At 70.9% G+C, this 14,803-nt stretch carries 13 protein-coding genes; 6 read left to right on the top strand and 7 right to left on the bottom strand.

All coding sequences use genetic code 11. From position 1 onward, the window contains the following. Window positions 1-26: 26 nt before the first annotated feature. The 3 genes from AC3EUJ_RS19030 to AC3EUJ_RS19040 all read left to right on the top strand — a co-directional run bounded on the left by AC3EUJ_RS19030 (window position 27) and on the right by AC3EUJ_RS19040 (window position 3,954). Window positions 27-1,157 (top strand): tyrosine-type recombinase/integrase, encoded by a 1,131-nt coding sequence (locus tag AC3EUJ_RS19030; protein ID WP_431962818.1) that lies wholly within the window; start codon window positions 27-29, stop codon window positions 1,155-1,157. Window positions 1,158-1,306: 149 nt separating this feature from the next. Further along, window positions 1,307-3,358: a tyrosine-type recombinase/integrase gene (locus AC3EUJ_RS19035; protein ID WP_431962820.1), complete on the top strand. Its 2,052-nt coding sequence runs from the start codon at window positions 1,307-1,309 to the stop codon at window positions 3,356-3,358. Next, window positions 3,355-3,954, top strand: a complete 600-nt coding sequence (locus AC3EUJ_RS19040) for a DUF6262 family protein (RefSeq protein WP_431962822.1) — start codon at window positions 3,355-3,357, stop codon at window positions 3,952-3,954. The genes AC3EUJ_RS19035 and AC3EUJ_RS19040 overlap by 4 nt, the downstream gene beginning before the upstream one ends. A 115-nt stretch (window positions 3,955-4,069) precedes the next feature. Here the strand turns inward: AC3EUJ_RS19040 and AC3EUJ_RS19045 are convergent, their stop codons facing one another. The 5 genes from AC3EUJ_RS19045 to AC3EUJ_RS19065 form a co-directional block, all read right to left on the bottom strand. Then, window positions 4,070-5,200, bottom strand: coding sequence for a DUF6183 family protein (locus tag AC3EUJ_RS19045; protein ID WP_431962824.1), 1,131 nt, complete (start codon window positions 5,198-5,200; stop codon window positions 4,070-4,072). Between the two features lie 63 nt (window positions 5,201-5,263). Next, window positions 5,264-6,034, bottom strand: a complete 771-nt coding sequence (locus tag AC3EUJ_RS19050; protein ID WP_431962826.1) for an HNH endonuclease family protein — start codon at window positions 6,032-6,034, stop codon at window positions 5,264-5,266. Window positions 6,035-6,041: 7 nt separating this feature from the next. Then, on the bottom strand, window positions 6,042-6,371 hold the full coding sequence (locus AC3EUJ_RS19055) for a hypothetical protein (RefSeq protein WP_431962828.1): 330 nt from the start codon (window positions 6,369-6,371) through the stop codon (window positions 6,042-6,044). Between the two features lie 58 nt (window positions 6,372-6,429). Continuing rightward, the gene (locus AC3EUJ_RS19060) at window positions 6,430-7,161 is read right to left on the bottom strand and encodes a DUF6585 family protein (RefSeq protein WP_431962830.1); all 732 of its coding nucleotides are present in this window, start codon (window positions 7,159-7,161) and stop codon (window positions 6,430-6,432) included. A 78-nt stretch (window positions 7,162-7,239) separates the two neighbouring features. Further along, window positions 7,240-7,977, bottom strand: coding sequence for a hypothetical protein (locus tag AC3EUJ_RS19065; RefSeq protein WP_431962832.1), 738 nt, complete (start codon window positions 7,975-7,977; stop codon window positions 7,240-7,242). 222 nt (window positions 7,978-8,199) lie between these two features. Here AC3EUJ_RS19065 and AC3EUJ_RS19070 point away from each other — a divergent pair, with 222 nt between their 5' ends. From AC3EUJ_RS19070 to AC3EUJ_RS19080, 3 genes are all read left to right on the top strand, one after another. Continuing rightward, window positions 8,200-10,209: an N-6 DNA methylase gene (locus AC3EUJ_RS19070; protein ID WP_431962834.1), complete on the top strand. Its 2,010-nt coding sequence runs from the start codon at window positions 8,200-8,202 to the stop codon at window positions 10,207-10,209. Between the two features lie 100 nt (window positions 10,210-10,309). Beyond that, entirely contained in the window at window positions 10,310-10,891 is a 582-nt protein-coding gene (locus AC3EUJ_RS19075) for a hypothetical protein (RefSeq protein ID WP_431962836.1), read from the top strand. Then, a complete protein-coding gene (locus AC3EUJ_RS19080) occupies window positions 10,888-12,423 on the top strand; it encodes a protein kinase domain-containing protein (RefSeq protein WP_431962838.1) in 1,536 nt (511 codons plus the stop codon). The genes AC3EUJ_RS19075 and AC3EUJ_RS19080 overlap by 4 nt, the downstream gene beginning before the upstream one ends. Window positions 12,424-12,432: 9 nt before the next feature. Here AC3EUJ_RS19080 and AC3EUJ_RS19085 read toward each other — a convergent pair whose 3' ends face one another. Both AC3EUJ_RS19085 and AC3EUJ_RS19090 read right to left on the bottom strand, forming a co-directional pair. Next, window positions 12,433-13,824, bottom strand: coding sequence for a polysialyltransferase family glycosyltransferase (locus tag AC3EUJ_RS19085; RefSeq protein WP_431962840.1), 1,392 nt, complete (start codon window positions 13,822-13,824; stop codon window positions 12,433-12,435). 2 nt (window positions 13,825-13,826) lie between these two features. Beyond that, complete coding sequence (locus AC3EUJ_RS19090; RefSeq protein WP_431962842.1) at window positions 13,827-14,795, bottom strand: glycosyltransferase family 2 protein; 969 nt, start codon at window positions 14,793-14,795, stop codon at window positions 13,827-13,829. Between the last annotated feature and the right edge of the window lie 8 nt (window positions 14,796-14,803).

Below are 14,803 nucleotides of genomic sequence, written 5' to 3' on the forward strand. Positions count from 1 at the left end.
TGACGACGGAGACAGGAAGCAGATCCATGACGTTACGCACGGAGAAGGCCGTCTCGCCCACCACCGGCGAGACCACCTGGCTCCTGGTCGACGGGGAGACGTACGCGCCCCACCCCGAAGCCCGTGCGTTCTCCCTGTACCTGCGCGGAGCCGGGCGGTCACCGCAGACACAGCGCGCGTACATCCCCAGAATCGGCCGCTTCCTCAATTGGTGCGTAGAGCGGGGTACCGACTGGAGGACCCTCCGGCTCGGGGACATGAGTCTGTTCAAGTTCCACGTCGAGCGGACACCGACCCGGTACGGGCGGCCTCCGTCCGCCAAAACGGTCAACGCCACGCTCACCGCGGTCTGCGAGTTCCTCCGCTTCTGCGCCGTCCAGGGACACGTGACCCACGAAGTCGCCGCGCGTCTCAGCGAGCCGCGCTTCCTCGCCCACGCCCCGGCCGGCTTCGATCCCGGCGAGGGCGGCCAGCACCTGATGATCAAAGCCCGCGTCCTGAAGGCGCCGGAGATCGAGCGGACGCCGCAGACCCTCACCAGCGCCCAGATGGATCAGGTCCTCGACGCCGCTCGCACCGCGCGTGACCGGCTGCTGCTGACCGTCCTGGTGGAGGCGGGCCTCCGCATCGGCGAAGCCCTCGGGCTGCGGCGTGAGGACATGCACCTGCTCCCGGACTCCACCCACCTCGGCTGCCGGACCGGTGGCGCGCACCTGCACGTCAGGCCACGACAGGACAACGTCAACGGGGCACGGGCCAAAGCCGGGCGCCCTCGCATGGTTCCGCTGACGCCAGAGGTGGTGCATCGGTATCGCGATCACCTCGCCGAGCGTGAACAGGCAGTCGGCTCCGCCGACTGTGACTACGTCTTCGTCAACCTCGTCGGCGTCCACGCGGGACGCCCCCTGTCGTATTCCAACGCCAAGCAAGTGGTCGAACGGATCGGGAGGCGCTGCGGTCTGACCGCCCGGCCGCACATGATGCGGCACACTGCCGCCACCCGCTGGATCCGTAAAGGGGTCGCTCCGGACGTCGTACAGACGCTCCTGGGCCACGCCTCCTCGGCTAGCACCGCCGTGTACCTGCACGCCCAGGACGAGGATCTCCGCGCAGCCGTCGCGGCCGTCGACAGTCTCGCCTCGGAGCTGCTGCGATGACCGTTGCACCTCTCCGCTCGGCTGGCGTCGCCTCCGTCTCCGCTGAACCGGATTGGCCGTCATGGCTCGCGGCGCGCATTCCGTCGAGTTGGCGGGCAGATGAGTGGGACCCCGTTCAGGCACTGTTCACTGCCGATCCCGGTAACCCGATGACCAGCGTGTTCGTCTGCTCCGTGGCCTCCTGTACCACCCATGTGGCGAGCAACGGTTCCCGGTGCGACGCCTGCCGGAAAGCCCGATACCTCCTGGGGAACCCCACGGACTTCGACACCACGCACATTCCGGATCCGTCCCGCCGTAGGCCCAACACCTCCGCGAACGGGGCGATGCCCGGCGTCTCCCAGTTCTCGCTCGCCGATGTGAGCCCAGCGGTCCGCCAGGAGCTCCTCTACGGGCTCCAGCAGCGCGACGACGCCGGGATCAGCCTGGTCCCCCAGCGAGTGCGCCGCATTGTGGCCGGACTCCCCTCCGAACTCGGCTCGCTCCTTGACCTGGACGCCTCCTTCTCCTCCGGGCTTCCGGCTGCGGCCTCCGGCGTCCTGAACGGTGTTCTCCTGCACCTCCGACGCGCACGCGTCGAGTTCGAGGGCACCGATCCGACCTCGGGCGACATCTGGGAGTGCGCTCTCATCGGGCTGACGGCCGGACGCGGTCGCAAGTACGCCGCCGTCCACGGCAAGATCGACTTCCGTCCGGTACGGCAGCGTTGGCTGCGGGAACTGGTCAAGGAGTACGGCCGCACGGCACGCCCCAACGTCATGAACCTGCGGCAGACCGTCTACGCCGCGACCATCGCGTCCTCTGCGCTGGCAGGCCGCCCCCACGGGGATGAGCCGGAGCGCCTCGCCATGACTGACATGAACGCCGTAGTGGACCTGTTCCGGATCACCAAGCGGCCCGAGGACGGTCACGACTACTCCACCAGCCACCGCAGAGCCCTGCTCCGTCACTGGCGCACGTTCCTGGATTACGCCCGTCAGGCCGAGATGATGGATCACGTGCCCGGCGGCTTCGCGCTCAACCCCCGCTTCCACAGCATCGCCGCCGTGGAGGTGACCGAGGACGATCTCGGCCGTGCGATCCCCGAGCACATCATCGCCCAACTCGACGCACACCTGGGTCTGCTGGGCACCTCGACGGGGTACACGAGCGGCGGCTGGACGGCCGCCGACTTCGCGCGGATGTATCAGGTGGTCTACGCGGTCCTCCGGGACACCGGTCGGCGTCCGGGCGAAGTCACCAGCCTGCGCCGCGACTGCCTGGAGCGGGTCGACGGCAAACCGACGCTGATCTACGACAACCACAAGCGGCGACGACACGGCCGTCGTCTGCCCATCTCGGAGAGCACCGCCCAACTGATCGAATCCTGGCAGAAGGAGCTCTATGCGCTACCGGCCGTACCGGCTTGCGCCCAGTGGCTGTTTCCCTCTCCAGGACAGCGCAATCGTCCACGCCGCGGGCATCTGAACACCTCGCATTTCTGCAACCGGATCTTCCGGAACTGGGTCGACGAACTGATCCCTGACCTTGTGGACGACCGTCTCGACGAGGACGGCGCCCTGCTCGCCTACGACCGCACCCAGATCGTCCCGTACGGCTTCCGCCACGCGTACGCCCAACGCCATGCGGACGCGGGCACCCGCCCCGACGTCCTGCGGGAACTCATGGACCATCGTTCGCTGGACGTCACCATGGGCTACTACAAGGTTTCCCTCAGCCGAAAGCAGGAGGCCGTGCGCACGGTCGCGGCACTCGCCGTCGACCGGCACGGAGCCGCCCGCGGGTTCAGCGACCCCCTCGCCTACGAGGTGGAAAGCGTCGGGGTTCCCTATGGCGGCTGCACCGAGCCGAGCAACGTCAAAGCCGGCGGCGGGCACTGCCGCATCCGCTTCCAGTGCGCCGGATGCGACTTCTACCGGCCCGATCCCTCCTACCTCCCCGCCCTGGAACAGCAGATCGCGGACCTGCGGGCCGACAAGGAGGCCGCCCTGGCCATGGAGGCCGCCGACTGGGTCGTGCACAATCTCGACGACCAGGTCCGCGCCTACTCGAAGTCGGCCGACGAGATGCGGCGGAAGCTGGACGCGATGCCCGCCGAGGAGCGGGCCGCCGTCGAATCCGCCTCACGCGAGCTGCGCAAGGCACGTTCGGCAGCGGCCTTCGTCCCCCTTCAGTCGCTGACGACACGGAGCTCGGAATGAAGATCCCTGCTGCTGCCAGCGGCAACGACCGGAACGCTCGGATCGAGCGGCTGCGCGTCAGCCGCGCCAAGGACAGCGAAGAAAAGACGAGGCGTGCACTCGACGCCGTGGATGCCCTTCTCCGCTCGGGGCAACGGATCACCGTCGCCCAAGTGGCACGGGAGGCCTCGGTGTCCACGTGGTTCGTCTACAACCAGCCTCAGGTGCACCAGGCCGTTCAGGACGGCTTCACCGCCCAGCGAACGCGAGGTCGCCAGAACTCCCACACTCCAGAAGCGTCCCAGGTGTCTCCGGCCGGGTTGCGGACGGACCTTGCACTGGCCCGCGAAGAGATCAAGGACCTCAAGAAGGAGCGCGATCGGCTCCGCAACCGGGTCAGGCTCTCTCTCGGCGCCGAGTTGGAGGGCGTGAACCAGCACGAGCTGATCGAGCGGGTACAGCAGATCGAGCGGCGGAATACCGCGCTGGAGCAAGCGCTGTCGGAGGCCAGGGATCGGATCACCGCCCTGGAGGGCCAACTGCGTGAGGCGGAGGACGACCTCACCGCCGCGCGAGCCGGTCTTCGCCGTGCCATGCGGGCCGTTCCGTCCCCATAGTCTCGCGATACCGCCGACTCGCGGCCGTCCGGCTTTCATGCCGTCTTCCGGACAGCCGCGAGGAAGGCCGACGAAGTGGTCAGGACTTGACCCCACGCACCGGTCAGGACCGCGCTCAGTCGGTGTCCGTCGCGGCCAGCATCGCCAGCCGTCGGCGTTCTGCAGAGACCGCGACGAGGCCGATATCCCAGGCCACACGCTCGAACCACTTGGTGTCGGCGCCAAATGCATACCAAGCGCATGCCCGTGCCACCGCCTCGACCTCTTCCGCGGGGCAGCCCTGTTCCGCACCGGAGAGGCCGGCTACGGACTGCCAGGCGGCCAGCCGGCCGTAGGCACCTCGGACGCCGGAGTTGTAGGCACCGCCCGTGGACGCGGCGGCGAAGAGAACCCGCCATGGGTGCTCTGGCGGGCAGGCCGCAACCGATAGGGCGGCTTTCTTCGTCCCGGCGCCTTCCAGGCACTTCAGCCCGAGTGCCAACAGCATCCTCGGAACCGACTCGGCTTCCAGAGGAGCTGCCAGATCGAAGACTCGTGCTTCGACCCGGCCATTCGACTCCTCGGCCCAGTTCGTCACAGCAACGCCGGTGGTCTTGGCAACGGCTTCGGTCGTCGTCTCCTCGACCGGCGGCACGGGCGCCCGGTCATCACGCGGCACCTCACGGTTCGCCGGCGGGCCGTACGGCATCGAGTGGCTGCCACCGCGCGCGCTGTAACTCGGCAGATCCGGTCGGCCTTCCAGCTCCAACAGGGTCAACGGCAGCCAACCCAGAGGATGATGCCTCCAGTGCGGCGACGTCGCCCACCCGGCGATCCCCGGCGACTCCGCGACGTCGACGCCTCTGAGCACCAGCTCATGGACCAGGCACGCCCGAAGTTCCTCAGTGGCGTGTCCAGTGAACGCCACTGCGAGCTCCTCGGTCGGTTGGCTGGAGGCCAGCAGGGAGGCGGTATAGCGGTCCAGCTTCCTGTCAGCGGCCTCCGCGGAAGAAACCAGCCGCAGTGCTTGGGCGACGTTGCCGGGGTCGGGCGTAGTGGCCAGCAGCCGGAGCAGGTAGTCGAAGACGCTCCTGTACTGCCATATCCGCCCGGCGTCAGAGGCGTAAGCCCCGGCGAGCGCGATAGCGAGGTCCGCGACGAAATCAGCGTCTCCCCGCCCGAGACTGCGGTCAGCCGTCTTCCAGACTTCGGTGACGCTCTTCAGGCCCGGCAGCTTCGTCACGATCTTCTGTATGCGGTCAGCCACGGCAATGGAGCCTATGCGTCGCGCAGCGAAGCGACATTATTTCCCCAGGTCACCACAGCCCTCTCAGCCCTCGCACTGCTTAAGCATCATCCTCTTGTCCGGGGCCGTCACCGGGAGCTCGTACTTTTCCGTAACCTGTGCGAAGCGGACCGCGTACGAGCACCGGATCGACTTGTTCGGCGGCAGCCAGGACGCCGGACCCGAATCGCGTTTGGCGGAGTTCGTGGAGCCCGAGACCGGCAGGAGATTCAGCGCGTCGTTGGCCAGCTGCTGCCTCTTCTCCTTGCTCCAACGTGAGGCACCCATCTGCCAGGCGTACGACAACGGCACCACGTGGTCGATCTGCACCTCGGTGGCCTTGGCTTTCTTCCAGGCGATGTCCTTGCCGGTGTAAGGGTCGTACAGGTTCATCGACACGACCACACAGTCGGAACCCGTACGGAACTGGACGTCCCGTCCATGGAGTTTCAGCAAGTCGTTCCGGGTGTCACAACCGTTCCTCGCCAGCGGCACCCCATCCGCCGTGTCCATCCACGCATAGCCGAACTCGTCCCGTTCGTAGCCCGTCTTCGGCCCACGCCCCTTGACTCTGAGTTCTTCGACGAGTTTGCGCGCCTTCGCCTTTTCCGCCTCCGACGTGAGCGCGCCGAGCCCCGGCTTGGTTCCGTCCGGATTCGTCAGCGGGCTCGCCGCCCGCCCGGCAGCGGCGTCCGGTCCGGATCCGGCGGAGCTTCCGCCCGGCTCCATACCATCACAGCCTGCGACGAGCGTGACGGCGATGGTGACCGTAAGGACGACCCTCTTCCCGCGCGCACGCAGCGGCCTGTGACTCATGTGCCTCTCAGTACGCACAGCCGACCACATCCTGCATACGCTGCGAGAACGGACATGCCACAGCGCGAAGCATAGAGATAACGCGGGTGTCGCAGCCGTTGTGGTCGGTGTCCACCCAGGCCGCGCCGAACTCGTTCCGCGCGTAGCCGGTCTTGGGCGCCCGGCCCTTCACCGCCAGTTCGTCCACCGCCTTGAGCGCGCTGCCCTTCGGGACCGCGTCGCTCCCGGCGCCGCTGCCCGTGCCGCCTCCGAGGTCCTCGCCAGTGCACCCGGCCAGACCCGCGCCGAGCAGCACGACGACGGCCACCGCTGCCGTTCCCGCCCTGGTTGTACGCACCTTGGCACTGTAGAGGTGGGAGCCGCGGCCCGTCAGGGGGCCTGCGACGGCCGAACGGTCAGCGCATGACGGCGGTTCGGCGCAGTTCGTCCACAAGTGCGAGGAAGAGCAAAAAGTTCGGGATGTCCTTGACCTTCCTGGAGGACCAGGACAGGGACTTGCCGGCCTTCTTCAGCACGAGCACGCCGTCGGCGACCCGGACGTCCTCGATCTCCGGCCAGGTGACGGCCCCGCGCCGGGACGTGGCGACGCCGGTACGGTTGACTGAGATGTCCCCGAAGGTCAGCGTCCGCCCCTCCTCCAGCATCCGCAGCATCCCCGGCAGCTGGAACCCGGCGACCTCCTGCTGGATGAACGGCCCCCACCGCTCCGGTTCCGCGTAGAAGTTGAGGATCTTCCGCACGGTGCCGTCGCCCTTGTGCAGCGTGTAGCGGTAACCGGTGGCGACGTGGACGCCGTTGACGTAGGAATCGGTGATCTCCTGCAGCACCGTCATCGAGTCCCAGCGGAAGGCGGCGGGGACACCGGCGTGGTCGATCTCGATCAGCCCGAACTCGAAGAAGTGGAGCCGGCGGGCGGCGGCCTTGCGGGAGAAGTTCGGGGTCCGCAGGGCGTGGTGGAGGAACCAGATGCCGGGCAGCACGAAGCAGGCCAGCCCCACGAGGATCATGAACACGAAGTTGCACGTCATCAGGAAGCCGTGCCGCTTCGGCAGGATCGTGAGGCGGTGCCGCCCCAGGCCCTCGGCCGCGGCGAGGGCCGCGATGTCGTCGGGTATCCGGTCTTCCATGGTGCGTTCCGCCGTTCTCGGGAAGGGGACGGCCCTGGCGCGGCGCGCGCCAGGGCCCGAACATCGTGGCCGGCGGCCTCAGCCGGCGAGCTTGTCGATGTCGACGGCGTCCTTGGCCGCCGGGGCGGTGATCTCCACCGGCTTGTCGAAGTCGGAGAAGAGCATGGTGCCAGGCTCCTTGCCGCCCTTGACGACCACCTTGAGCACGTACGGCTTGCCCTCGGTGGCCACGTAGGCGGTGGTGGTCTCGGCCCCGTCCTTGCTGGTGATCGGCACGGCGGGCGTACCGGCGAGGGTGGCGGGCTCGCCCTTCTTCCCGCCCAGGTCGCCGTCCGAGTCCTTCTCGAGCTCGGCGAGGAACGCGTCGAGGTCGCAGGCCTCGACGAGGTCCTTGTTGTCCGGCGTGTCGGCCTTGGTCTTCATCCACCGGTCGCCGAGCAGCTCCTTCATGGCGGCACCGTCGGAGCCCTGGGCCTTCCAGAAGGCGTCGTCGCCCTTCATGTAGAGCGAGGGGCCCGCCTTGACGAGCCGGACGGTGCCGCCCTCGACGGTGACCTCGCCCTTGCAGTCGCCGGCCGTGCTCATCGTCATGCGGAACTTCATCCGCTCGCCGTCGGAGATGCCGTCGAGGGCGACGGTCATCGCCGGGGCGGACTTCATGGCGGCCACGGCCTTCTTCTCGATGGTGGCGGACGGCTGGTCGGCGAGAGCCGTGGAGGCCGGTTCCGCCGTGCTGTCGAGCGGTCCGCAGGCGGCGATGGTGAGGGCGGCGGTGAGACAGCCGAGCGCCGTGAGCGCGCCGCGAGTGGTGGTCATGAGGGTCGTCCCCCTTGGTGGACAGCGTGTGGATGACGGTTGCGGGCCGGCCGAACGCCCCAGGAACTCCGTGAACCGATGGGACAATCACAGCATGAGCTGTGAACCGAGTCAACACGAATTCTCGATTCACATGGATTCACGGCGTGAAGGGGTACGCCTTGTGTTCACCGGTATGCTCGTGGCCACAGCCGCACCCCGCACGGGAAGGGAGCCAGCCAGGTGCCGGAGAACGCAAGCGAGGTGACCGCCGCCGGGATCGCACGGCTGGCCGGGGTGGGGCGGGCGGCCGTCAGCAACTGGCGCCGCAGGCACGCCGACTTCCCCAAGCCGGTGGGGGGCACCGACACCAGCCCGGCCTTCGCGCTGTCCGAGGTCGAGAGCTGGCTCCGCGCCCAGGGCAAACTGGCCGAGGTCCCGCTGCGCGAACGGGTCTGGCAGCGGGCCGAGTCCCATCCGGTGGGCACCGCGGCCGCGCTCCGGCAGGCCGGCGCCGTCTGCCTGCTGGTCCGTGAACGTCCAGCCGGCGCGCCCGAGCTGGAGGGCGCGGCGGCCGAGGACGCCGTACGGGAACTCTTCGAGCGGCACTTCGGGGGACGGTTCGCCCTCGGCACCCCCCTCGACGCCGAACTGCTGCGCGGCGCGGCCGGGCTCGCCGCCGGAATGGGCCCGCGCCAGGCCTACGAGTTCCTGCTCGGGCGCTATCTGGACGCCAACCCCCGGCAGTACACGCTGACCCCGCCCGCGCCCGCCGAGCTGATGGCCGCGCTCGCCGGCCCCGCCCGCACCGTGCTGGATCCCGCCTGCGGCACCGGCACCCTGCTGCGCGCCGTCGAAGCCCCGCACGAGGTGTACGGCCAGGAGGCCGACCCGGACCTGGCCGCGCTGGCGGCGCTGCGGCTGGCGCTGCACGCCGACCCGGCCGCGGTGGTACGGGTGGCCGGCGGCGACAGCCTGCGCGCCGACGCCTTCCCCGGGCTCGCAGCCGACGCGGTGCTGTGCCACCCGCCGTTCAACGAGCGCAACTGGGGTCACGAGGAGCTCGCCTACGATCCCCGCTGGGAGTACGGCTTCCCGGCCCGCACGGAGTCCGAACTCGCCTGGGTGCAGCACTGCCTGGCGCGGGTCCGGGAGGGTGGGACGGTGGTGCTGCTGATGCCGCCCGCCGCCGCCTCGCGCCGCTCCGGCCGCCGGATCCGCGCCGACCTGCTGCGGCGCGGCACCCTGCGCGCGGTGGTCGCGCTCCCGGCCGGCGCCGCGCCCCCGTACGGCATCCCGCTCCACCTGTGGGTGCTGCGCAGGCCGGACGGCGGCACAGCGGCCTCCCCGCATCTGCTGCTGGTCGACACCGCGGGGGCGCAGGACACCGCCCCCGGGGGCGAGAAGGTGCCCTGGCAGACGGTGCGCGCCACCGTACTGGACGCCTGGCAGTCCTTCGACCGGCACGGCACCACGGAGGAGCGGCCCGGGGTCAGCCGCGCCTTGAAGGTCATCGACCTGCTCGACGACGACGTGGACCTGGCCCCCGCCCGCCATCTGCCGCCGCCCGCCGCGGGCGGTGGGGCGGCCGAACTCGTTGGGGTGCGCGACCGGCTGGCCCTCACCTTGCTGCGCACCGCCGAACTCGCCCCCGCCCCCGCCGGGGCGGCCGAGCCCGCCCGCTGGCCGCTCACCACGGTCGGCGAGCTGGCCCGCGCCGGAGCGCTGGTGCTGCGCGCGGGCGGCACCGGGGGCGCCCGCCCCGGCGAGGGTCCCGCCGTGCTCACCGAGCACGACGTCCTCGGCGGCGGCGCCCCGAGCGGCACCCTGCCCGAAGTACCGACCGCGGAGGAGCCGGTCCTGACGCGGGAGGGCGACGTGGTCGTGCCGGTGCTCGGCCGGGGCCCGGCCGCCCGTGTCGTCGACGCCGCCACCGCGGGGGCGGCCCTCGGCCGCAACCTCCACCTGCTGCGCCCCGACCCGGCAGCCCTGGACCCCTGGTTCCTCGCCGGCTTCCTGCGCGGTACCGCCAACAACCGCCAGGCCAGCAGCTACGCCTCCACCGCGACCCGGCTGGACGTCCGCCGGCTCCAGGTGCCGCGGCTGCCGCTGTCCGAACAACGCCGGTACGGGGAACGCTTCCGCACCATGGCCGCCTTCGAGGAGGCCCTGCGGCTGGCGGGACAGCTGGGTGAGCAGTTGGTGCAGGGGCTCTACGACGGGCTGACCGACGGCACGGTGCGTCCCGAATAGTTACGGGATCGGGTGACAGCCCGTCGGGGACGGCGGATACTCTCGCGATACCACCCGCAGCTGTCCTCCGCACTGATGTCCAGGGAGTCCGAGAGCAGTGATGAACGGCCCCGGCCCGGTCCCGCCGTACCCACCCGCTCAGTCCAAGGCCACGGCGATCACGCTCCGTGCCATCTTCCTCACGATCACCGCGATCAGCTGCGGCTTCCTGTCCGGCCTCCCGCTGCTGCACCTGGCCATCCAGCGGCGCCGGACCATGGACTGGGTGTTCTTCTGGATCTGCACCGCGGTGAGCATCGCCTCCTTCGCGACCGTCGGCACGCTGCCGGAGGAGAGCCCCTGGACCGACGTGGCGATGCTCACCGCCATCGCCCTCGTCCCCCTGGTCGGCGTCCACTACCTGGTGGCCGACCTGGCGCTGCACCGGGCGGCCGCGGTGCCCGGCTACCCGTCGTACGCCACGACCGTGCCGTACCCGCAGCCCCACCACCCGGCGCCGCCGCAGCCGCCGGTGGACTACAACCCGTACCGCACGACCCCGCCCCCGTCCCCCGCGCCGCAGGCCCCCGTACCGCCGCAGTCGCCCGTGCCCCCGCCCCCGCACCCACCGCGGATCAACCAGGTGCGGGCCGAACTGGACGAGCTGAGCGACCTGCTGCGCAAGCAGGAGGGCGGTCGGTGAACGGACGGATCGTCGCCGGCCGTTACGAGCTGGCCACGGTCCTCGGCCAGGGCGGCATGGGCCAGGTGTGGACCGCGTACGACCGGCGGCTGGACCGGCGGGTGGCCGTGAAGCTGCTGCGCCCGGACAAGGTGGCCGGCGGCGCCGACGCCGAGGAGCTGCGCCGGCGCTTCGAGCGGGAGTGCCGGGTCACCGCCCAGGTCGACCATCCGGGGCTGGTCACCGTCCACGACGCGGGCAGCGACGCCGACGAGCTGTACTTCGTCATGCAGTACGTGGAGGGCGCCGACCTCGCCGACCACCTCGCCGAGCACGACCCGTACCCCTGGCCGTGGGCGGTCGCCGTCGCGGTGCAGCTGTGCGCCGTGCTGTCGGCGGTGCACGCGGTGCCGATCGTGCACCGCGACCTCAAACCCCGCAACGTGATGGTGCGTCCGGACGGCACCGTGGTCGTCCTGGACCTCGGCGTCGCCTCCGTGCTCGACACCGACACGACCCGGCTCACGCACACCGGCACGCCTATCGGGACGCCCGCGTACATGGCGCCGGAGCAGGCGATGAGCGGCGCCGTCGGGCCCCGTACGGACCTGTACGCCCTCGGGGTGCTGCTGCACGAACTGGTCAGCGGAACGGTCCCGTTCGCCGGCGCCACGGCGCTCGGCGTGCTGCACCGGCACCTGTACGAGCAGCCCGTGCCGCTGCGGCAGGTGCGCCCGGAGGTGCCGGAGCCGCTGGAGGCACTGGTGCTGCAGCTGCTGGCGAAGGACCCGCAGCAACGCCCGGCGGACGCCCAGGAGACCTATCGCCGGCTGGCGCCGCTGCTGCCGGTGCCCGGCGTCGTCCACCGCCCCCTCGGGCCGATGGACCCCACCCGCCCCTTCCTGCGCCCGCTCGCTCCCTGGCCGGACCGGCCGGCCGCCCCGCCGCAGCCCACCCCCACCCCGGCCGCGACCGCGACCGCGGCTCCCGCGGGCCACGGCATCGCGGAGGCCGTCGACGAGGTGAAGCGGCTGCTCGACGCCGGCCGCATCACGCAGGCGGTCGACATCCTGGGCGGGGTGCTGCCGGCCGCGGCGGAGAAGCACGGCGAGCAGTCCCCGGTCGTGCGGATGCTGCGCAAGCAGTACGCGGCCACGCTGATGGAGGACGGCCAGTACCGCCGCGCCCTGCCGGAGCTGCGCCGGCTCGCGGACGAACTGGCCGCCGAGTCGGGGCCGCTGGGTCGCCAGTCGCTGCAGTACCGCTACGAGGCCGCCCAGTGTCTGGAGCAGTTGGGCGAGGCCCCGGCGGCACTCGCCGAGTACCGGGCGCTGCTGCCCTCCTTCGAGCAGTACCGCGCCACCGACCCGGACCTGCCGCTGGAGGTGCGGCGCCGGATCGGCCATCTGCTGCTGTCGGTGGGCGATCGCGCGGCCGCCCACGACGTGCTGTCCCGCCTGCTGTACGACTCCGACCGGGTGCACGGCCCGCACCACCCCTTCTCGCTGGAGGTACGGCGGACGCTGACCTGGCTGGGGCAGGTGGGACGTTAGGGCCTGACCCTACCGGCCCGCGCGGGCGCGGAGGCGGCGGGCCACGCGCACCATGCGGCGCACGGTGGTGTTGCCGCGCAGCCGCTGGGTGGCGCTGAGCGGGCCGCCACCGGGCAGCCCGAGCGAGGTGAGGCGGCGGCGCCGGAAGTAGTGCTCGGTGTCCGGGCCGAGGTGGTCCCGCAGCCACGCCGCGGTCTCCTCGCGCAGCCCGGGGTGCATCCTGGGCTGCATGCAGAAGCCCACGGCCCGCACGAGGGCGGTGAGTTCACCGGCCGCGCCGCCCTGGCCGGCCGGAACGGCGACGTCGGGCACGAGGTGGTCGACGATGGTGAGCGGCATGCGGTTGCTGTTCTGGTACGGCGTGAGCCGGTCCAGGACCAGACGGGTGCCGGCCCGTGCGATCGCGACGCCGTAGTAGGCGCTCGCGGTGAGCATCGCGGTGGAGAAGCAGCCGACGACCAGTTGCGGCCGGCAGACCTCGTACAGCGTCTCGGCCAGCAGCGGGCCGTCCAGGACCCGCAGCCGTGCGCCCTCGGCCGCCGCGGCCTCCTCCATCGCCTTCGAGTAGCCGGCCGGCGCCGTGGGATGGGGCTTGAAGACGATCGAGCGGTGCCCCGCGGCGACCGCGCCGCGGACCATCGAGACGTGCAACTCCTCTTCCTCCTGCGGGGTGAGGATGCGCAGGGCGGCGAGGTACTGGCCGAGCAGCACCGCGGTCGGCGGGTCCTCGGCGAGCGCGGTGAGCCGGGGGTCGTCCGCCGCATCGACGGCGATCTCCTCGAGCACGGCCCGGAACGCCTCGTCGGGGACGAGTTCGGGCTCCGCACCGGTCTCCGCCAGCAGCAGCGGGCGAAGCCCCGGGACCAGGTCGAGGTGGAGGACCCGCTGGACGCGGTTGCCGAGGGGGCCCGGCAGCTTCTCACGGGTGGGCCCGTAGCTCATCAGGCCGTCCGCGTACACGTGGACGGCGCTCTCGGCGAAGATCGTGGCGAGCGCGCGTGCCGGGTTGACCTGGATCGACTCCACCACGAGTTCGACGGACACGTCACCGAGGCCCCAGGAGTGCCGCAACAGCCGCTCCCAGATGGAGCTCTCGTCCTCCAGCGGGGCCCACTTGGCGGGCAGGTGCGGGTGGATCACCTCGTTCCACGAGACGACCTCGTCGAAGCGGGTGACGATCCGCTGGTACCCGTGCATGTCGGAGAGCTGCGCGACCGTCTCGGGGATCGGGGCGTTGTTGCTCACCAGCAGGATGCGCCGGGTGCCGGTACGGGGCCCGAAGGCGCCGGCGTCCAGGGCGGCGGCGAGCGTCGCGGCGCCGTAGAGGGTCGAGACCTCGAAGATCTGGGCCCGGTCGTGGTTCATGCTCTCCCCGGCCCGCCCGGCCGTCGACAGGGTCATCGTCACGCCGCCTTCCGCGCGTCGGCGCGCAGCCGCAGGAGCACGCCGGCGCGCTCGATGTCCATCTCGGCCAGGGTCCGGTCCAGCACTTCCTGCGGCATGCGGGCCAGGGCCGCGGCGGACCGCCTTTTGAGCTGCCGGCCGGTCTCGGGGTCGTAGCGCCGCAGGTTGGACATGTGGAAGGCGATCAGCGCGCAGTAGGTACGGACGATCTTGGGCAGGAAGCGCTCGGCCTCGCGGTCGGCGCGGACGTTCTCGAGAATCGCGTCGTGGGCGGGTATGAAGTCCAGCTGCCGGCCGTCGCCGATCTGGGTGAGCGAGTCGCTGACCCCGCGCCGGTAGAAGACCCCGAGCGGGCGGATCACCGCGAAGGACTCGGCCGTCAGGTGCAGCCGCCAGACCCACTCGCGGTCCTCCGCGGTCCGCAGGCTGGTGCTGTAGCGCATGCCGCCGCCCTCGAAGAGCCGGCGGTGGTAGATCCCGGCCCAGACGAAGGGGTAGTCGACCATGGTCGACACGTGCGAGGGCGTGATCGCGTCGCGCGGGTGGAGCACCGCGTCCCAGAGCCTGGCCGGAGGGCGGTGCACGGTCCGCTCGGTGCCGGTGGCCTTGATGTGCCCGGTGCGCACGAAGTCGCAGCCCAGCCGCTCGATGCCTGCGACCAGCCGGTCGAGGTAGCCGCGGGCGTACCAGTCGTCGCCGTCCAGGAAGGTCACGTACTGCCCGCCGGCCGCGTCCAGTCCGCTGTTGCGGGACTGGGCGACGCCTCTGTTCACCTCGTGCCGGATCACCCTCATGCCCGGCAGTCGGCGCTCCCAGTGCTCCAGGATCTCCGGGGTGCCGTCCGTCGAGTGGTCGTCGACGAGGATGAACTCGGTGCCCTCCCCCGCGTTGTTGGCCAGCCCGCACAACATGTCGTGCGCGTATGCCTGAATATTGCGGAAGGGGACGATTACCGAAAGTTTGGGCACCTGGGAAT

Source organism: Actinacidiphila sp. bgisy160 (assembly GCF_057707815.1).